The sequence below is a fragment of the Devosia equisanguinis genome, from assembly GCF_900631955.1.
Taxonomy (GTDB): Bacteria; Pseudomonadota; Alphaproteobacteria; order Rhizobiales; family Devosiaceae; genus Devosia; species Devosia equisanguinis.
In genome coordinates this window covers 1-18,714 of sequence record NZ_UZWD01000031.1, presented here as the reverse complement: position 1 = coordinate 18,714, position 18,714 = coordinate 1, and the positions used below count along the sequence as shown (strand labels likewise).

Here is an 18,714-nt window from a genome sequence, read left to right as displayed (position 1 = left end):
GCCTTCTAGAGCTTTTCACCGGTGAGTGCGGAAGCAGCCGTGTCCCACCGTCCCATCGCATTTTAATCAAATCATCCCCGTCGTTTTCAGAGGCTTCAAGCAGGTGAGCCTTCACAGTGGCGTTCCGTTGGCACCCACCTTAAGAGAAACCTGCCTATGACCGAATTTGTTGAAGGCCACCGGGCGTTTGCCAGTTTCCGCGTACTCAATGGCGATGGCAGTGCCGCCGAGCGCGAACAGCTGTTCCGCAATATGGCGCAACTCTTCAGCTTCGTGTCCGCCCATTGCGACGACGACCAGGTCGCCCAGTATGACGAGGCGCTGTGCCAGCTCGCCGCGCTGGTCGAGGTCGAGGCGCGGGCGCATGTGGCCAAAATCCTTGCCCCGCTCGATCGCGCTCCGGGCACTGTGGTGTTGCGCCTCGCCAGCGACGTGATCGAAGTGGCCCGCCCGCTGCTCGAATTTTCCGCCGTGCTTTCCGACGACGATCTCATCGACATCGTCGCCCGCCATACCGAAGATCATCGCATCGCCATCGCCAAGCGCGCTGTGGTGCATGAACGCGTCGGCGAGGCCATTGTCAGCCATGGCGAGACGCCCTCGGTGGTGCAGCTGGTGCGCAATCCCAAAGCCGAGTTCGATCGCGCCACTCTGACCCAGCTGGTCAAGCGCGCCAAGAGCGACAGCGAGATCGCCGCCGACCTGCGCGGTCGCTCCGATATCGACTGGAAATCGCTGCGCGACGAGATCGACGCGGTGGCCGACAAGGTGCTGCAATCGCTCGGCACAACCGCCCCGGCGGTCGATCCGGTCACCGCCGGCAAGCTCAATGCGGTCATCTATAACCGCATGCGCAACCGCGCCGGCTTCAACGCGCAGGAATGGAAAGTCGCCTATAATCAGGTCAAGGGCCTCGAGGACCGCCGCCAGCTCAACGAACGCGCGCTGACCCGTTTCGCCCGTTTCGGCTATGGCCACCATGCCGCTGCCACCATTGCGGTGATGCTGCGCGTGGCCCCCGAAATCGTGGTCAAGTGGCTCGCCAGCCAGGACTATGTCGCCATCACCGTCGCGTTGCGCGCCAGCCGCATCGGGCCTGACCTGTTCGACGCCATCGTCGCGACCCTGCCCTGGCGCGACCTGCCAACCGAGAGCGACAAGCAGATGGTGCAGTCGCGCTTCAAGGCCCTCGACGTGGAAGAGGCGGTAAACATTTTCGAACTGTGGCGCGCCCATTCCTTCCGCAAGAAGACCGCGCGCAGCGAACGCGAAGCGGTCAGCGCCTGATGCGACGGGCGGGGGCACCTTGTGCTCCCGGCATAGCGATGGCATTGAACGCCCACATCGTTTCCCGTGGGGTGTCTGGTGCTACCCGTTATTGCGACCTTCTGGCATGGTCCCGCCTCCTGGCTTGAGCGCCTTTCAGCGGCCAGCTTTCTCGCCGCCGGCCACCGCGTCGAGGTCTATAGCTATGAGGGCGTCGCCGGCCTGCCCGAGGGCGTGGTGCAGCGCGACGCCGCCGAAGTGCTGCCGCGCGACAAGCTGGTCTTCTACAAGGGTCGCGGCACGCCCGGCGTATTCTCCGACTATTTCCGCGCCAGTCTCATGGCCGAACAGCGCGGCATCTGGGCCGATCTCGACGTCATTTGCCTCAAGCCGCTGACCGATTTGCCGCCGCTCATCGTCAGCTATGAGCGGCCCGGCTCGATCAATGGCGCGGTGCTGCGCATCCCCCCGGATAGCCCTCTGCTCGCGGCTATGCTGTCGATCTTCACCCAGGACAAGCGGCCGCTGTTCGAACCGCATCTGCCGCCCTTTCGCCGCCTCGAAGTCGCATTGCGCCGGCTGGCCGGCCAGCGGGTGAAACCCGAAGACATGCAATATGGCGCCACCGGCCCCTTCGCGCTGACCCATTATTGCCGCGTGCTGGGCATCAGCCCGATCCTGCCCAGCACGGTGTTTTACCCGGTGCCCTATGAAGCCGTGCCCAGCCTGCTCAAGGCGGGCAGCAGCATCGACACCTTCCTTGCTCCCGACACCCGCGCCATCCATGTCTGGCGCAGCCAGATCACCCAGCGCGGTCGCGCTGACATGCCCAGGCCGGAAGCCGGCAGCGCCCTCGACACGTTGTGCCAACGGTTTGGCGTGGATTTGGCATAGGGGCGAGGAGCTGGGTTCTATTGGTCCATCGCTCACCGACCTCGACCACCCACCGCTCGTCACCCTCGGGCGAAGACCCGAGGGCACTTTTCTCATCCACGCGATCGCCAAGTGAAGAGCCCTCGGGTCAGGCCCGAGGGTGACGATCTGTGTGTGGGTGGGTGTTTAGTTGGGCGCATTGATAACCAGTGTCAGGGCTCTTGCGCCTCCTCCCCCTTGAGGGCAGGGAACGAGGGTGGGGGTGCTGAAACAGCCAGGAATTCGTTCGCTGATTGGAGTCTGCTGAACCTGCAGCACCCCCACCTAACCTCCTCCTGTAGAAGGGGGAGGGAGAGCAGGAGCCGAAGCCTCAGCGCCTTCCGTCACAGCCCCCAGGCATCCCCCGTCCAGAGCACCGCCCTCGGACATGATCCGAGGGCCGACGCCGCTCGCGAAAAGCAATTCACTTTCAGTGCCTTAGCGGACAATCCTGAATCAAGAACCGATCCGGTTGAATCACTGCCGCAAGCACCTGATTCAATCTATCAGCTGGTCGCCAGGCCCCGATTCAGCGATCGACCGAAATGGCCTAACCCTCTGAATCCTCGTCGTCTTCCTCGTCCTCATCGTCGTCACCGACGAGCGCGTCGAGGAATTGCAGCAGCAGGGAGTTCACGAGATCAGGGCGCTCGATGCTGGGGATGTGGGCGACGCCCTCCAGTACCACGGCAAAGGCGTTGGGCATGCTTTCCGACAGCGTCTCGTGCCGCTCGACCAGGGCGGTGAAATCCTCGTCGCCGACGATGAGCAGCGCGGGCGCGGAAACCTGTTCGATGCGCGTCCAGGCGGCGGGGCGCCCCTCTTCCTGGGTAAGGTTCGGCTTGGCCAGCGCCTTGGCGTTCATGTCGAAGAAGAGCGCGCGGGCATCGCCACCGACGCGACCGCTTTGGGTGCGCGGACCGTCGAGCCATTCATGCGCCTGCACGCGATTGACCAGGTCGAGATCACCGCGTTCCCAGGCGTCCTCCTCGGCCATTTCGATGGCCGTTTCCTCGGCGGTGGCGGTCCAGGGTGCGCCGGTGATGGACGTGCCGATGAGCACCAGGCCCAACACCCGGCCGGGATGGCGCAGGGCGAAATCGACGGCGAGGCCACCGCCCATGGAGCAGCCGACAAACAGCGCCGCATGAATGCCGAAGGCATCGAGCATCGCCTCGAGATCGTCGAGATGGCTGAACGGCTCATCCGGGCTTTCGGTCTCGCCATAGCCGCGCCTGTCATAGGCAATGGCATGCCAGCCATCGTCGGCGACGACCTGCATCTGATCGGTCCACATGCGCTTGTCGCAGACACCGGCATGGAGGAAGACGATCGGCAGCCCCTCCCCCATCTGGATGCCGGCGAGGCCGGCCCCGCCGACCTTGACGGTGAAATTCTGGCCTACCACGCGCAGAGCTCGGCTTCGGTGGCGTCGCTGACCCAGCAGGCGCGGTCGGCCTTGGAGCGAATATAGGTGCCCGGCAGCGACACATAGCGGCCGCCCGGCTCGAACTGGGCGCTGACAAAGGCCTTGCCGGGAGTGTCGATGGTCAATTCAAAGCTCGGCTTGCCGCGCGCGGTGATCTTGAAGCTGCCATCCTTGTCGAGCATCTCGAAGCGGCAGGCATATTCCCCATCATCGGAAGTGTAGCACTTTGCGTCCTTGGCCAGCGCCGGGCTGGCGAGGAGGGCAAGGCCGAGACTGGCCGCGAGGAAGACGAATTTGGTCATTGAAGCACCGCCGCACAGAATTTGAGATTGTCCTTGTCGCCCAGCCAGCAGCCCGGCTCGGCCTCGATGGGCGCAAAGGCCCCCAGTTCTTCGGGCAATTGGCCCGGCCGCGCCTCGGGCGCGATACGGTAGCCCAGACCCGCGCCATCGGCGACATGGGCAAAGACGAAGGTGGAGCCATCGGGCAGATCGAAAGTGATACCGCCGCCATCGACCACCACGTCGCAATCAAAACTGTCGAAGCCGGTCATCGAACACTGCCCCGGCGCGGCATTGGCCACACCGGCGAGGGCAAGGCCGAAAGCCAATGCTGCCCCCGTCAGATAAATTCTCATGCATTCCCCCAGAACGCGAAACCCGTCGGACCCCTGCCCGCTGCTATGCACAGCATATTGCAGAAAGTCCAGCAAACCCAACGGGTTTTCGCGGAGGAGATGGAGGATTAGTAAAGGGAGGCGTTGTGGTGCGCCGGCAGCGCGTCGATGGCCCGCACCAGGTCGTCGCGCGTATAGGGCTTTAATACCACAGGACGGCCACGCCATTCCTCCGGCAGACCGGCGGCGCCATAACCGGTGGCGAAAATGACGGGCACGCCGCGCCGCACCAGGATCTCGGCCACAGGAAACACCCGCTTGCCGCCGAGATTGACGTCGAGAATGGCGCAATCGGGCCGCTCCACCGTGGCGGCGAGCTTTTCGGCCTGTTCGAGGCGCATGGCCTGCCCGACGACGACGCAGCCGAGCTCGCCCAGAATATCCTCGAGGTTGAACAGGACCAGCGTCTCGTCCTCGACGATAAAGACCCGCAGCCCCTGGTGGCTAGACATGCTCGAACTCCGCTGCGCTATAGGCCTGTGGGGGAATCTCGAAATCGGCGGCAAAGCCATCCGGCTCATAGCGTGCATTGAGCTCACCGCCCAATTCGCCGGCCACGACACTGTTGAGCAGCCGCGTGCCGAAGCCGGTGCGATCCGGCTGCCCTGTCGGCGGTCCGCCGCGCTCACGCCAATGCAGCACCAGCCTGCCATCTTCGGCCTGTGACCAATCGACGTAAATGCGCCCCTTCGGCACAGACAGCGAACCATGCCGGGCGGCATTGACGCCCAGTTCATGCACCAGCAGTGCCAGGGCAATGGTGGCCTTGGAATTGAGCATCAGCGTCGGCCCGCTCTGCTCGACGCGCCCATCGCCGAAGGCGCTGAGCTGCTGGCCGATCAGGGTGCCGATCTCGGTATCGTGCCACTGGCGTTCGCTGAGCAGGCTATGGGCCTTGGACAAGGCCATGATGCGCGCCTCGAAGGCCCGACGCGCCTGCTGCGGATCGGCGGTGGCACGCAGGGTCTGGCTGGCAATGGATTGTACGGCAGCGAGGGTATTTTTGACGCGGTGGTTGAGCTCGTCGATCAGGAGGCGCTGCTGGCGGGCCGCCCGCACCGCCTCGGTCCGGTCCATGCCCTGCACGAAAACGCCGGTGATACCGCCCTCGGCATCGCGGATCGGGTGATAGGCAAAATCGAGGAAGGTCTCCTCCGGAATGCCGCCGGCCTCGCGCACCAGCATGACGCGCGCCCCCTCCTGATTATGGATATAGCCTTCTCTGTAGACCCGGTCCAACAGGTCTACAAAGCCCTGCCCCACTACTTCGGGCAGGGCCGAGGCCACGCTCATACCCACGACATTGCGGCCGCCGACGAGACGGGCATAGGAATCGGAGGCAAAGGTGAACACGTGATCGGGGCCGGTCAACACCGCGAAAAATGCCGGCGCCTGCTGGAACAGGCGACGGAAACCGACCACCGCCTCCTCGGCCTCGCGGGTGCGCTCGAGCAGGCGCGTTTCGGCATGGAGCGAGGTGAAGGGCAGCGATTCCGCCTCGCGGATGCGGGCGAAATCGGTCACATCGACCGTGTTCTGCATGACATAGGCGACCTTGCCGTCAGGGCCGGTGATCGGCACATGCACGGCGGTCCAGTAGCGGTTTTCCACCACGCCCTGGTCGCTGGCGATCGGATAGGGCAGATAAGCCAGCGTATCGCGCTCGCCGGTGGCGATCACCCGCTCGAGCGACTGCTTCAAGCGGATGCCGCTCTCGTCATCATTGGGAAAAAGGTCGAAAAGATTGCGCCCGACCAGCGCTTCGCGATGCCGACCGACGGCTTCGGTATACGCAGCGTTGACGGCGACATAGGCAAGCTTGGTATCGACGATCATGAAGGGGCTGGGAAGCGCTTCGAAGATGCGCTCGTAGTCAACCTCAGCCATGAATTGATGCCCCTGAAAACGACGGATTTACGAGCCCCATCCGACCCATAAACGCACAAGGCGCGCGGCGGTTCCGTGGCATCGAAAAAATCGCGATTTGAGGAGCTTACGGCAATTGGCGGGCGAGCACCCACATGTTTTTGCCGATGCGCGGTTTTGCCACCAAGCCGCTGCTAAGCCGGCCAGGTCTGTGGCGTCACCCGGCGTCGTGGGTGTCACCGCGTCGTCGACACCCTCCCCGCGCGCTAAATTCGCCGCCGAGAGGTCGACGACGCCAATCACCGGCCCGAGCGACACTCCATTGTTACGACAGCCACGGCCTCACTCGGCGTTGCAGGCACCCACCCAGTCACCAGCGACATCGAGCGTGGTGCTGCCGGTCGGAAGCTTGGTGGTAAGCGTGCCCGAATAGTGGGTTCCCTCATACGTGATGTCGGTCACCGAGCTGATCCCTTGGCAGGACGTGGTGAAGATGATGCGGGCGCCATCGATGGTGATCTCACTGGCCGCACAACCATTGCGCGTGGTCTCATCCACGATGGCTTGCTTGACCTCATCGTCGGTACCGTTGGACGTCTTGGCGCCCTCTTCCGAAATGCAGGTCTCCGCCGGCTCACTCAGCGCTTGACCGTTCATGCTGGTTTGGGCGCGCCAGAGACCAGGTTCGAGGCGGTTTTCCGCCTGCGCCGAAGACACGCAAGCGGTCAGGGTGAGTACCAGGATTTTACGATTGATCATCAAGGACCTTGCCGTTTTGGTCGACCAGTTGGCCGTCATCATTGAACAGCTGCTCAAAGCTGTGTGGGGTAAAGTGGTAGCCGCCTGCGTCATAAGTCACGAACGTTTTGAGCAGGTAGTTGGCCTTGCCGCGCCTGCCGATATAGTCGCAGTAAAACAGGTATGGCGGCCCTTCCAGCAACGCGCTCGGCAGCTGCTGGTCAAAACTCATGTCGATGGCAAAGTTGCCTGGCGATAACTGACCCTTTTCGAGCCCGGTAACGCCGCTCATCGTGACCATTGGCAACAGCGTGCTCTGTACGTCCCTGGCCAGGGGGCACATGCCCATATATTCGCCTTCGAGCGTCTCGAAGCGCTTGATCCCGGGATCGAACATCAGGGCGAATTCGGCCAGTTTGCGGTCATTGTTGGCCAGCTGGGTTTCTGCCAGACACCACCAGTCGCGCTCCTGCGGCATGGTTGTGGTGTCTTCCCATGCGGCAGGCACGCAAGCGAGCACCGCTTTGATATTGCCAATATCCGCCTGGTATTCAGGATTGCGGCTGAAGGCGTCATTGGCTTGCTCGGCGGTGGGGATTGGTCCGCGGACCATGATCCCATCTGCGCCCAGCGCGGGAACATTGACGATGAGCATTGTCGCCACAACGGCGATCGAACCCTGCCGGATCATCGTTTCACCAGCTCGACGCGGCGGTTCAAGGCGCGGCCGGCCTCATTGTCGTTGTCGGCGACCGGAGCCGACATGTCGGCACCGAACGGCGTCAGCCGGCTGGCGGCGACGCCCTGCCCCGTCACCAGTGCGGCCGTGACCGCCTGGGCCCGCCGTTCGGATAGACCGACATTGTAATCGAAGGCGCCCTGATTGTCGGTATGGCCGGTGACGATCAGATCGAGTTCCGGATTGGCGCTCAACAGCTTGGCGATTTCGGACAGGGTGGGCGCGGATTCCGGTTTGAGGGTGCTCTTGTCGGTGTCGAAATAGATGCCGTAGAGCGCCACATGCCCGGTCTGATCGAGCCCGGTCTTCATGGCGCCTGCATCGATGAACACGATGCGGTCGGTCTCCATAGGTTTGGTTTCCACCACCCGGATGGCGCTATAGGCGTCGCCACCCCGGCCGGTCAGGATGGACACATAGACATCCCCGGTCGGCGCCGAGAGCTTTTCCAGCCGGTAGGCGATTTCCGTGCCGTAGCGGGCGTTGCGCGCCTCATCGTCGACCAGCCCGCCAAAGACGTAGTAACTCGTCGATCCGGAAATGCACTCGGCGTTGAAACACTCGAAAACGGTTTCAAAGCCCTTGCTGGCCAGGCTCTGCTTGAAGTTGGCATCGATCTCCAGCGAAGAGCGGTCGCCGGGGTCGCGATAGACGATCTGGAAGGACTTGCCCTCGACAGTCACCGTGTCCTCGTCGGGTATGCCGGTGGTGGCAAAATTCTTGGGCAAGGGTGCAGAGACCAGGCTCACGCGGTCAAAATCGGATTTCGCATAGACCCGGATTTCTGCTCCATCATAGCGCCCGACCAAGGGGTGGTCGCTTGAGCCCTCAATGTCCTGGGCCATTGCGATTGCGCCCGCAAACGCGACCGCAAAAGCGATGCCGACCAGTGCGGCACATCCGGCTTTGGCAACCGGAAAGCAGTTGTGGAACATGGCTTTGATTCCTAGTTGATCTGCCGTAACTTGGCTTGACCATTCACGCTGGCCAGCGCCGCACCATAGTCGTGGGCGTGAGCGGTAAACATTCCCCGCGCGGGGAGAATCCGTTGCCCCGTCGGAGTTGGCGAAGCGGTGAACAAGCGAAAGCTGCATGAGCTGGACCTGTTCTGTCGCGCCGGCATGGGGCTCGAACCCATCGCGCCGGTCGTGTGTCGCCTGCTGCGCGAGCTGGTGGGTGCCGAAGCGGCGTCGCTGTTCTGGATGGATGAGCGCGGCATGCCGGCCGGATTCCACCACGAAGACTCCCCTGACAGCGCGCGTGATCTGTTCATCAACGAGTTCGAACGCCTGTTCGTGGGTGAGCACGAAATCAACGTGCATGCCCTCGCCCGCTACACCGGCTCAGCCATGGGAAAACTGCTGACGGCCGACGCGGCCTATTTCAAGTCGAACACGTTCAACATGCTGGTCCGGCCGAGCGGGCATCATCACGCGCTCGATCTGCGTGTCGAGCTCGACGGCAAGCCGCGCCTGATCGTCCTGCTGTTCAGGGGCGAACGGCAGCCGTTTCGCAGTGGCGATGCAAAAGTGCTGGCCCTGACCGAGGCAAGCCTGCGTCGCGCCGTGGCCAGTCCCCCCGACAGTGGCGAATGGCGCAGCGATGGCCGCAGGGGCTATCTTATCGTGTCCGGCGATGACTCCCGCATCATGCTCATGGGCGGGGACGCCACGGCGATTCTGAGGAACGTGAACCTGGTGGGTCAGGGCGTGCGGCTCGATAGCCCAATCACTCTGCCACCCCTGTTTGTGCGACAAGCCTGTGCTCTGGCAGCAACGGAGGATCGACCTGTTCACCGCGCAATGGTGGTGCCCACAGGCCGGTTGCAGATGGTCGCCGAACCCCTGCGCGCGCCGGCTCAACCCGGCGCCGGCTCTTCGGTTCTGGTGTCACTGGAGCTGCACGTTCCCGCGCGCCTCAGCAAGGTGGAGCATGTTATCGCGGCCGGTCTTTCCCCGTTGCAACAACGCATCGCGCTGGTCGCAGCTGCTGGCGGCTCCCGTCAGGACAGCCTGAACACGCTTGGGCTGAGCAATGAAGCCCTTAAAAAGCACCTCGCAGTGGTCTACGAGCGCTTTGCCGTGAATGGATGGGAGGCGCTCAGTCGGGCGATTTAGCGCAAGTGGGCACGTACAGACTACCGCAAAGCCACGACAAGCCCTGCAGTTCCGTTGTTTTGCATTGGCCGCTGTGTTCTGAGGCTGCCGCTTGCATTTGCCGCTGGTGAAAAACGTCTTCTGGCTGGAATGAACCACGACGAATGACTGCGTCGTCACGCGCGGCCACCCAGACTTGCAGTGCCGCAATCCACACCAAAGCGGCGACCTTGCAGTCGCCGCCTTGGTATTTGTCCTGGACCGTAGTCCCGACGCAGCCTATCGCGTCAGCGGCTTGTAGGTGGCGCGCTTGGGATTGACCGCATCAGCGCCGAGGCGGCGGACCTTGTCGGCTTCGTAGTCCTGGAAATTGCCTTCGAACCATTCGACATGGCTGTCGCCTTCGAAGGCGAGCATGTGGGTGGCCAGGCGGTCGAGGAACATGCGATCGTGGCTGATGATCACGGCGCAGCCGGCGAATTCCTCCAGCGCTTCTTCCAAAGCGGCGAGGGTTTCGGTGTCGAGATCGTTGGTCGGTTCGTCGAGCAGCAGGACGTTGGCGCCGCTCTTCAGCATCTTGGCCAGATGCACGCGGTTGCGCTGGCCGCCGGAGAGATTGCCGACCTTCTGCTGCTGGTCACCGCCCTTGAAATTGAAGGTCGAGGTATAGGCGCGAGAATTCATTTCGCGCTTGCCCAGCATCAGCACATCGTCGCCACCGGAGATTTCGTCCCACACGGTCTTGTTGGGATCGAGCGAGTCACGGCTCTGATCGACATAGCCCAGATGCACGTTTTCGGCGACGGTGATACTGCCCGCGTCGGGCTGCTCTTGGCCGGTCAGCATCTTGAACAAGGTGGTCTTGCCGGCGCCGTTCGGACCGATAATGCCGACAATGCCGCCCGGGGGCAGCTTGAAGCTGAGATTGTCGATCAACAGGCGATCGCCGAAGGATTTGGAGATGCCCTCGACAGTGATCACGTTCTGTCCCAGGCGCTCGCCCGGCGGAATGATGATCTGTGCCGTGTGCGACTGGGTGCGGGCCTCGTTGATCTTGACCAGCTCGTCATAGGCCTTGATACGCGCCTTCGACTTGGACTGGCGCGCCTGTGGCGACATGCCCATCCAGGCCTTTTCGCGTTCGAGCACCTTGGCGCGGGCGGCGTCTTCGCTCTTTTCCTGGGCAAAGCGCTTGGCCTTGGCATCGAGATAGGCGGAGTAATTGCCTTCATAGGGCACGCCGCGGCCACGATCGAGCTCGAGGATCCAGCCGGTGACATTGTCGAGGAAGTAGCGGTCGTGGGTGATGATCAGCACCGCGCCTTCGAATTCACGCAGGTGGCGTTCGAGCCAGGCGGTGGTTTCGGCGTCGAGATGGTTGGTCGGTTCGTCGAGCAGCAACAGGTCGGGCTTGGACAGCAGCAGCGCGCAGAGCGCCACGCGGCGCTTTTCACCACCCGAGAGATTGGTGACGTCGGCATCGCCGGGCGGGCAGCCCAGGGCTTCCATGGCCACTTCGACCTGGGATTCGAGATCCCACAGGTTCTGGGCGTCGATGATGTCCTGGAGTTTGGTCGCCTCGTCGGCGGTCTCGTCGGAATAGTTCATCATCAACTCGTTGTAGCGGTCGACGACGTCCTTCTTTTCCTTGACGCCCATCATCACATTGCCGAGCACGTTCAGCGCCGGGTCGAGCTGCGGCTCCTGGGCGAGGTAGCCGATCTTGGCGCCATCGGCCGCCCAGGCTTCGCCGGTGAACTCGGTATCGATGCCGGCCATGATCTTGAGCAGGGTCGACTTGCCCGAGCCATTGGGGCCCAAAATGCCGATCTTGGCGTCGGGGTAGAAGGAGAGGTGGATATTGTCCAGCACCTTCTTGCCGCCTGCATAGGCCTTACTCATTCCGTGCATGTGGTAGATGAACTGGCGCGCCATGGCGTCATGACCTCTTCAAAGGGATTCTGCGTGGGTTGGCGCCTATGTAGGCCATGCGGCACAGCGGGGCAACGGGGGCGGCGCTTCTCGTGCCGCAGGAAAGGCACCGGATCAGGCGCGCAGGGATACCGGCTCGGTATCGAAGCCGCCCACGACGCGATTGCGGCCCTGCGTCTTGGCGGCATAGAGGCGCCGGTCGGCCTCGGAAATCACCGAGCGGCCGGCGAACTGCACGGAGTCCACGAGGCCGATGCTGACGGTGATCGCGAGACCGGGCGCCAGATCGGACCACAGGGTTTGCTCCAGCGCCACCCGGATGGCCTCCATGATCGGCATCGCCTCCACCTGGCCCCTGCCGGCGACGATGAGGGCGAATTCCTCGCCGCCCAGCCGATAGGCAGACACGGGTTCGCCCCAGGCGCCGAGCACGCCGGCGAGCCGTTGCAGCACCGCATCGCCGGTCATGTGCGAGAAGCGGTCATTGACCGACTTGAAGTGGTCGATGTCGAGAATGGCGAATGAGAACACCTCGCCCTGGATGCGCTCGAAATGGCTTTCGAAGGCACGGCGATTGAAAATGCCAGTTAGGGCGTCCTTGCTGGCCTCCTCCTCGAGGCGATCGGCGCGCAGCCGCAGGCGCTCATTTTCGAGCTGCATTTCGGTGACCTGGGCGCGGCGGCGGGTGCTTTCGCCCATCTGGTAGACAAAGGCCTCGTGGAAGGCCCGGTAATGCTCGAGCGCGCCCTGGTGGTTGCCCAAGGCCGCCTCGACATCGGACAGCCGGCGCAAGGTATTGACCCGGTGGTCCAGATTGGCGCCGTTGGCGGCCAGCCGGACCGCCTCCTTGCAGACCGCAAGGGCTTCGTCCAGCTGACCCCAGGCGGTCAGCAATTCGCCGCGCGTGTAGAGATAGTGGATGCGGCTGCGCGGCCCGACCGTGCCGGGCAGGCTGTCCCACTCATCGAGAAAGGCGCGGGCCATCTCGCGATAGCCCAGACCCTGAGCCAGCTCGGCGCCATTGCACAGTGCAATGCGCAGGTTCCACAAATCGCCGCAGGCGCGCGCCGTGTCGATGGCGCGGTCGTTGAACATCATCGCCTTGCGCCGCAGGCGCAGCCCGTCCTCGACATGGCCCGCCGCTTCGGCGAATTCGGCCTGCGAGACGACGGAAAAACCCATATTGACCAGCGTCATCGCCGTGGTGGAGGGATCATTGCCCTTTTCGGCGAGGGCCAGCGCCTCCTCGAGCAGCGGATAGGCAAGCTGATCCTGCCGGCACATCATCAGTGCCATGCCCTTGCAGCCGAGGACAAAGCTCAGAAGCGCCGGCAGCGCCGTGTGGCGCGCCATCTGGACGGCGGCATCGGCTTCGGTGAAACCGAGATCGCTGAGGCCCAACTCGACCAGCAGCCAGGAATAGACAGCGGTGGCGAAGGCCTGGCCGTCGTGATTGTCGGTTTCGAAATAGAGCGCCTTGGCTTCGCTGGCCGAGGCCAGGCCCTCATCGGCATAGCCCAGTTGCAGGCAGAACCAGCCGATATTGGTGAGGCACGCAGCCGTGAGGCCGGGATCGCCGAGCTTGCGGGCAACCACGAGCAGCCGCTGGGCCTCGATCAGGCCTTCGGTCGAACGCCCGGTGCGGCTCATCTGGCGACATGCCAGCAGCCCCGCCCGCAGCTCTGTCAGATTGGCCTCGGTCACACCCTGCTCCTCTGCGGGAAGCATGACCGAGGCGCGTAAACAAAGGCGAAAGAGAAATGATCAACACATGCGGACGCCACGCGCCCGCCGGTCAGTAGACGTCTTTGACATACATCTCGTCGGGCACCGGGCCGCGGTGATAATCGGGGTGACGGATACGCTCGGGCAGGACGATCTGCTGCTTGGGCACCTCGCCATAGGGGATGGCCGAGAGCAGATGGGCGATACAGTTGAGCCGGGCCCGCTTCTTGTCGTCGGCCTCGACCACCCACCAGGGGGAGTCGGCGGTGTGGGTGCGGCCGAGCATGTCTTCCTTGGCCTTGGTATAGTCTTCCCAGTGGCGGCGGGATTCCATGTCCATGGGCGACAGCTTCCACTGTTTGAGCGGATCCTGGATGCGCATGCGGAAGCGGAATTCCTGCTCCTCATTGGTGATCGAGAACCAGAACTTGATGAGGATGATGCCGGAGCGCAGCAGCATCTTTTCGAATTCGGGCACGGTGCGGAAGAATTCCTCCAGCTCGTCGGGGGTGCAAAAGCCCATGACCCGCTCGACCCCGGCCCGATTGTACCAGGAGCGATCGAACAGCACCATTTCGCCGGCAGCCGGCAGGTGCGACACGTAACGCTGGAAATACCACTGAGTCTTCTCGCGATCGGACGGCGCCGGCAGCGCGACGACGCGGCAGACGCGCGGATTGAGACGCTGGGTGATGCGCTTGATCGCGCCGCCCTTGCCGGCGGAGTCGCGGCCCTCGAAAATCACCGCAACCTTGAGCTTGTTGTGCACGATCCAATCCTGCAGGCGCACCAATTCATGCTGCAGGCGGAACAGCTCGCGGAAGTAGATCCTGCGATCGAGCGACTTGCGCCCTTCCCGCTCGCTGTCCTCCGCCAGCGCCTCGAGCTGGTCATCCTCGAATTGCAGCTCGAGCTCTTCGTCGAAACTGTCGGCGATCTCGTCGCGAATGCGGTCGAGTTCGATGGTGAGCTGGTCGAGGCGGTTGAATGCAGGTTCGGTCACGATAAGGCACTCCGGGGTATGGCCACCATTGGCCATACCCCGATTGCGGTTTTGTGACAGTTCGTGTAGCGGCGGACGGCGGCCCCTCAGTTTGCCATGGTCGAGCGATGCGCCCAGCCGGTCATGCGCTTTTCCACCCACGCCATCAGCGCATACATGGCGATGCCCTCGACGGCGAGCATGAGCAGGCCCGCAAAGACCAGCGGCACGTTAAAGTTGGATTGCGCCGAGGCCATCATATTACCGAGGCCCGAATTGGAAGCCACGGTTTCGCTGACCACCGAACCGACAAAGGCCAGGGTGATGGCGACTTTCAGCGAGCCGAAGAAATAGGGCATGGAGCGGGGAATGCCCACCTTGAGCATGATGTCCATTTTCTTGGCGCCCAGCGCGCGCAGCACGTCCTCGGTTTCCGGCTCGATGGTGGCAAGGCCCGTGGCGACATTGACCACGATGGGAAAGAAGGAAATGAGGAACGCGGTGAGCACGGCGGGCACGGTGCCGATGCCGAACCAGATGACGAGGATGGGCACCAGCGCCACCTTGGGAATGGCGTTGAAGCCGATCATGATCGGATAGAGCCCGGCATAGATGGTTTTCGACCAGCCGATGAACAGGCCTATGCCCAGCCCCGCCACCACGGCGATGAGAAAGCCCAGCACGGTGGTGTAGAGCGTCTGCACCGAATTCTTCCAGATCGGCGACCAGTACTGGACGATTGCCTCGAACACCCGCGACGGCGCCGGCAGGATGGTGTGCGGCAGGCCGGAAATGCGCACCGCCAGCTCCCAGATGACGAAGAGGCCTATGGTGTAGAGGAAGGGGGCCAGACGCACCCAATTGATCCTGAACATGGGCTTGGGCGGGGTGGCGACGGGCGTTACGGTCTCGAATGTGGTCATGCGGCGGCCCTCGCAGTGGCGATTTCCCCGTGCAGCTTCTGCACCATGTCGTTGAAATCCGGCTCGTAGAGCAGATCGAGCTGGCGCGGCCGGACGAAGGGCACGACATGCTCGGAAATCACCCGCCCCGGGCGGGCGGACATAACCACCACCTTGTCGGCGAGGAACACACTTTCGCGCAGGTCATGGGTGACGAGGACAATGGTGACGCCTTGAGCGGCATGCAGATCGCGGATGACGCACCACAGTTCTTCGCGGGTGAAGGCATCGAGCGCGCCGAAGGGCTCGTCGAGCATAAGCAGTTCCGGCTCGTGAATGAGGGCGCGGCAGAGATTGGCGCGCTGCTGCATGCCGCCCGAGAGCTGCCAGGGAAATTTGTCGCCAAAGCCCTTCAGCCCGACAGTTTCGAGCAGCTTTTCGGCCTTGGCGATGTATTCCGCCTTGTGGGCGCGCAGCCGATGGCGATGCTTCTCTACGATTTCGAGCGGCAGGAGGATGTTTTCGAGCGTCGTGCGCCAGGGCAGCATGGTGGGGTTCTGGAAGGCCATGCCGACGATCGAGACCGGCTTGGTCACCTGGCTATTGGCGACGATGACGACGCCGGATTGCGGGATATGGAGCCCGGTGGTCAGCTTCATCAGCGTGGACTTGCCACAGCCGGAGGGCCCGACAACGGCGACGAACTCGCCGCGATTGATCCTGAGGTTAAGCCCGCTCACCGCCAGCGTGCCATCTGGCCCGCCATAGCGCATGTCGACATTTTCGATGGAGACCAGGAGTGAGGTCATGGCGGCTCCTTGGCAGGCGGGTGGGCGGAAAAGGACCCGCCCCAGAACATCCTCGTTCCCTCGAAAGAACGTTCTGGGGCGGATAGCCCGGGCGCCCTCACGCCCGGGAGACTGCCAGTAGCCTCAGGGCAGCATGCGCTCTGCGGCGGGCGGCAGATACTGGGCGTCGAAAACCTCGGCGGCGGTGACATTGCCCTTAAGGCCCATGGAAATCTTCAGCGTCTCGATGGAGGCGGCCAGGCGCGCCTCGTCGATACCGCCAAAGCCGTTTTCGACGACATAGGGGGTCTTGATATTCATCTCATTTGCCATGGTCAGACGCTCGGTTTCGGTTTCGAGATTGAGCGTTTCATTGCGGGCCAGAACGGCAGCGGCACCGGCGGCCGGATCGGCCACGGCATCGGCAAAGCCCTTGGCCAGGGCACGAAGGAAGCCCTTCACCGCCTCGGGATTTTCGGCGGCGAAGGTCTGGTTCACCAGCACCGCATTGCCATAGAGATTGAGGCCGTGATCGGCGAAGAGGATGGTGGAAATGTCCTCATCCGGCACGCCATTGGCCTTGAGATTGAGAATGACCGAGAAGGCAAAGCCGAAAACGCCATCGACATCGCCCGAGGCCAGCATCGGCTCGCGCACCGGAAAGCCGATGGATTCGATGGTGATGGTGGAGGCGTCTAGCCCGGCCGCTTCGATGAAGGCAGGCCACTGGGCAAAGGCCCCATCGGGCGGCGGCGCGCCGAGCTTCTTGCCCTCGAGCGACTTCGGATCGTCGGTGATCCCCAGCGACTTGCGTCCGATGATGGAAAAGACCGGCTTGTCATAGACCATCATCACGGCCGTGACCGGCTGGGCCGTATCTTCGTCGAGGAACTTGATCAACGAGTTGATGTCGCCAAAGCCCATCTGATAGGCGCCGGTCGCGACGCGCGGGATGGCCTCGACCGAGCCATTGCCGGTATCAATGGTGACGTTGAGCCCTTCCTCGGCGAAATAGCCATTGTCCTGCGCCAGGAGGAAGCCGGCGGCCGGACCTTCGAAACGCCAGTCCAGCGTGAACTTGATGTCGGTCTGCGCCATGGCCGGTAGTACCGAGAAGCCGGAAATGCTGAGACCCGCGGCCAGTGCCAGGGCGGTGGAGAAGGATCGGCGTGAAAGCATGTCTTGACGTCCCCATTCTTGTCTTGAGGGAAATCAAGCCCAGCAAAAACGCCGATGCAAGCAGAAACTGCTTACATCGGCGCCAATATTTTTAAATGCCTATTTGATGAGCATGTTGGTGCTCAATTGGGCTGGATCAGTAGACGAAAACGGTCAACTGATTGCCCTTCTGCTCCACCGCGAACACCCGATTGGCGTTATAGCTGGAGCGGGTGATCGAGGCATTGACCAGCGGGTCGGCAGCAATCGCGGAGCGCAGCGATTGACCGAGCCCGCTATTGGAGAGCGCCGCAGCCAGCCAGGTCTGCACTTCCGGGCAGATATCGACGCGACGGATGGCGACATTGCTGGCGCGCTGCCACGAGCCGTCGATGCGGGTGGACTGGATCAGGCGTTCAATCTGGGAGGCAGGCGTCGCCACGCAATTGCTGCCGCTGACGCCACCTGAACCGCTGATAGCGACGCCGTTGCCGCCACCATTGTTGCCGCCGTTACCGCCATTGCCACCGTTGCCGCCATTCCCACCGTTGCCGCCGTTATTTCCGCCGCCACCGTTATTTCCGCCATTATTGCCGCCACCGCCATTGTTGCCGCCACCGCCGATATTGACGTCGACATTGGCGAGACTGTCGCCGCCCACCTGGGCATCGACAGTCACATTGCGGTCGAGCAGGCCGACATTGGCATTGACGAGGCCATTATCCCCACCACTTCCAACGGTGGCATTGGCGAGAGGCTGGTTGCCGCTGCCCACCTGGACATCGAGCACCTGGTTCTGGCCACCCAGACCAATATTCACGAGGCCGGAATCAGACGCATCGCCCGATCCCACTGTGATGAGTGAGTTGCTATCCCCGCTGCCGATAATGCCGAGCAGACTATCTGCATAGGCTGGCAGAGATACCCCCGAAAGCAAGACGAGGGACATAAATGTAGCGTGTGTACGTTTCATCGTTCCTTCTCCTTCTGCGCCGGAATGGTCGCATAGGAAAAATACGAAACAGTACTGATTCCGTTTCATCACAGAAAACAGCGCAATAAACAGACAGTAAACATACTCAGTCGATTGCCGTTCACACGGCGCTAACGATGATGGACTCGGAGGAGAGTTGGGCCGCATTTGCGCAGCACAAAAAGAAGGGCGCGAAACCGAGGTTTCGCGCCCAGCGGGGCGGCCGTAAAGGAGCGTCAACCTTTACGTCCATCCACCCTTCGAAGGGGGAGGCTCTGTTGGCTTTCCCCCAATTCCGGTGTCGCTGCTTCAGCAGTCGACGTGCCCATTCAACGAGACAAATTGCGATGGGTTCCGCAGGCAGTTGCGGCTGAGAAAATTGTGATCGGGATTGGGGCGGAACGGCCTGGGCAACCCCGCCGGCCCGTAATGTGATGGGTCGCTACAAAAACCTCGCCCTGGAGCTTTTCACGTTCTGGATGATGCAGCTCTATCGCTCCCTCCCCCCTTGAGGGGGAGGGCCGGGGTGGGG

Annotated in this window: 18 protein-coding genes; 3 read left to right on the top strand and 15 right to left on the bottom strand. The window is 62.7% G+C overall.

What is annotated here, in order from left to right; all coding sequences use genetic code 11:
- The first annotated feature begins 156 nt into the window (after positions 1–156).
- Complete coding sequence (locus tag DEVEQU_RS12490) at positions 157–1,287, top strand: DUF2336 domain-containing protein (RefSeq protein WP_126150924.1); 1,131 nt, start codon at positions 157–159, stop codon at positions 1,285–1,287.
- A 78-nt stretch (positions 1,288–1,365) separates the two neighbouring features.
- A complete protein-coding gene (locus tag DEVEQU_RS12485; RefSeq protein ID WP_126150923.1) occupies positions 1,366–2,160 on the top strand; it encodes a hypothetical protein in 795 nt (264 codons plus the stop codon).
- A gap of 568 nt (positions 2,161–2,728) precedes the next feature.
- Here the strand turns inward: DEVEQU_RS12485 and DEVEQU_RS12480 are convergent.
- From DEVEQU_RS12480 to DEVEQU_RS12445, 8 genes are all read right to left on the bottom strand, one after another.
- On the bottom strand, positions 2,729–3,586 hold the full coding sequence (locus tag DEVEQU_RS12480) for an alpha/beta fold hydrolase (RefSeq protein ID WP_126150922.1): 858 nt from the start codon (positions 3,584–3,586) through the stop codon (positions 2,729–2,731).
- Positions 3,580–3,909 (bottom strand): hypothetical protein, encoded by a 330-nt coding sequence (locus tag DEVEQU_RS12475; protein WP_126150921.1) that lies wholly within the window; start codon positions 3,907–3,909, stop codon positions 3,580–3,582. Before DEVEQU_RS12475 ends, DEVEQU_RS12480 begins: the two co-directional genes overlap by 7 nt.
- Positions 3,906–4,244, bottom strand: coding sequence for a hypothetical protein (locus DEVEQU_RS12470; RefSeq protein WP_126150920.1), 339 nt, complete (start codon positions 4,242–4,244; stop codon positions 3,906–3,908). Before DEVEQU_RS12470 ends, DEVEQU_RS12475 begins: the two co-directional genes overlap by 4 nt.
- A 107-nt stretch (positions 4,245–4,351) precedes the next feature.
- Entirely contained in the window at positions 4,352–4,735 is a 384-nt protein-coding gene (locus tag DEVEQU_RS12465) for a response regulator (RefSeq protein WP_126150919.1), read from the bottom strand.
- A complete protein-coding gene (locus DEVEQU_RS12460; protein ID WP_126150918.1) occupies positions 4,728–6,170 on the bottom strand; it encodes a sensor histidine kinase in 1,443 nt (480 codons plus the stop codon). Before DEVEQU_RS12460 ends, DEVEQU_RS12465 begins: the two co-directional genes overlap by 8 nt.
- Positions 6,171–6,491: 321 nt before the next feature.
- Positions 6,492–6,908, bottom strand: coding sequence for a DUF3617 domain-containing protein (locus tag DEVEQU_RS12455; protein WP_164550383.1), 417 nt, complete (start codon positions 6,906–6,908; stop codon positions 6,492–6,494).
- Positions 6,895–7,578: a hypothetical protein gene (locus tag DEVEQU_RS12450; RefSeq protein WP_126150916.1), complete on the bottom strand. Its 684-nt coding sequence runs from the start codon at positions 7,576–7,578 to the stop codon at positions 6,895–6,897. The genes DEVEQU_RS12455 and DEVEQU_RS12450 overlap by 14 nt, the downstream gene beginning before the upstream one ends.
- Positions 7,575–8,471 carry an OmpA family protein gene (locus DEVEQU_RS12445; protein ID WP_164550382.1) on the bottom strand — a complete coding sequence of 299 codons (897 nt, stop codon included), beginning with the start codon at positions 8,469–8,471 and terminating at the stop codon, positions 7,575–7,577. The genes DEVEQU_RS12450 and DEVEQU_RS12445 overlap by 4 nt, the downstream gene beginning before the upstream one ends.
- A 228-nt stretch (positions 8,472–8,699) precedes the next feature.
- Between DEVEQU_RS12445 and DEVEQU_RS12440 the strand changes: the two genes are divergently transcribed.
- The gene (locus DEVEQU_RS12440; RefSeq protein WP_164550381.1) at positions 8,700–9,743 is read left to right on the top strand and encodes a hypothetical protein; all 1,044 of its coding nucleotides are present in this window, start codon (positions 8,700–8,702) and stop codon (positions 9,741–9,743) included.
- A 258-nt stretch (positions 9,744–10,001) separates the two neighbouring features.
- On the opposite strand, the gene ettA is transcribed toward DEVEQU_RS12440, so the two are convergent.
- The 7 genes from ettA to DEVEQU_RS12405 all read right to left on the bottom strand — a co-directional run bounded on the left by ettA (position 10,002) and on the right by DEVEQU_RS12405 (position 18,182).
- Positions 10,002–11,657: an energy-dependent translational throttle protein EttA gene (gene ettA / locus DEVEQU_RS12435; RefSeq protein ID WP_126150913.1), complete on the bottom strand. Its 1,656-nt coding sequence runs from the start codon at positions 11,655–11,657 to the stop codon at positions 10,002–10,004.
- A 111-nt stretch (positions 11,658–11,768) separates the two neighbouring features.
- Positions 11,769–13,358 (bottom strand): GGDEF domain-containing protein, encoded by a 1,590-nt coding sequence (locus DEVEQU_RS12430; protein ID WP_126150912.1) that lies wholly within the window; start codon positions 13,356–13,358, stop codon positions 11,769–11,771.
- A gap of 91 nt (positions 13,359–13,449) precedes the next feature.
- Positions 13,450–14,382, bottom strand: a complete 933-nt coding sequence (ppk2, locus tag DEVEQU_RS12425; protein ID WP_223214209.1) for a polyphosphate kinase 2 — start codon at positions 14,380–14,382, stop codon at positions 13,450–13,452.
- Positions 14,383–14,468: 86 nt separating this feature from the next.
- Positions 14,469–15,284, bottom strand: a complete 816-nt coding sequence (locus DEVEQU_RS12420; RefSeq protein ID WP_126150910.1) for an ABC transporter permease — start codon at positions 15,282–15,284, stop codon at positions 14,469–14,471.
- The gene (locus DEVEQU_RS12415; RefSeq protein WP_223214208.1) at positions 15,281–16,072 is read right to left on the bottom strand and encodes an ABC transporter ATP-binding protein; all 792 of its coding nucleotides are present in this window, start codon (positions 16,070–16,072) and stop codon (positions 15,281–15,283) included. The genes DEVEQU_RS12420 and DEVEQU_RS12415 overlap by 4 nt, the downstream gene beginning before the upstream one ends.
- A 123-nt stretch (positions 16,073–16,195) precedes the next feature.
- On the bottom strand, positions 16,196–17,230 hold the full coding sequence (locus tag DEVEQU_RS12410; RefSeq protein WP_126150909.1) for an ABC transporter substrate-binding protein: 1,035 nt from the start codon (positions 17,228–17,230) through the stop codon (positions 16,196–16,198).
- Positions 17,231–17,366: 136 nt separating this feature from the next.
- On the bottom strand, positions 17,367–18,182 hold the full coding sequence (locus DEVEQU_RS12405; RefSeq protein ID WP_126150908.1) for a hypothetical protein: 816 nt from the start codon (positions 18,180–18,182) through the stop codon (positions 17,367–17,369).
- Positions 18,183–18,714 lie beyond the last annotated feature (532 nt).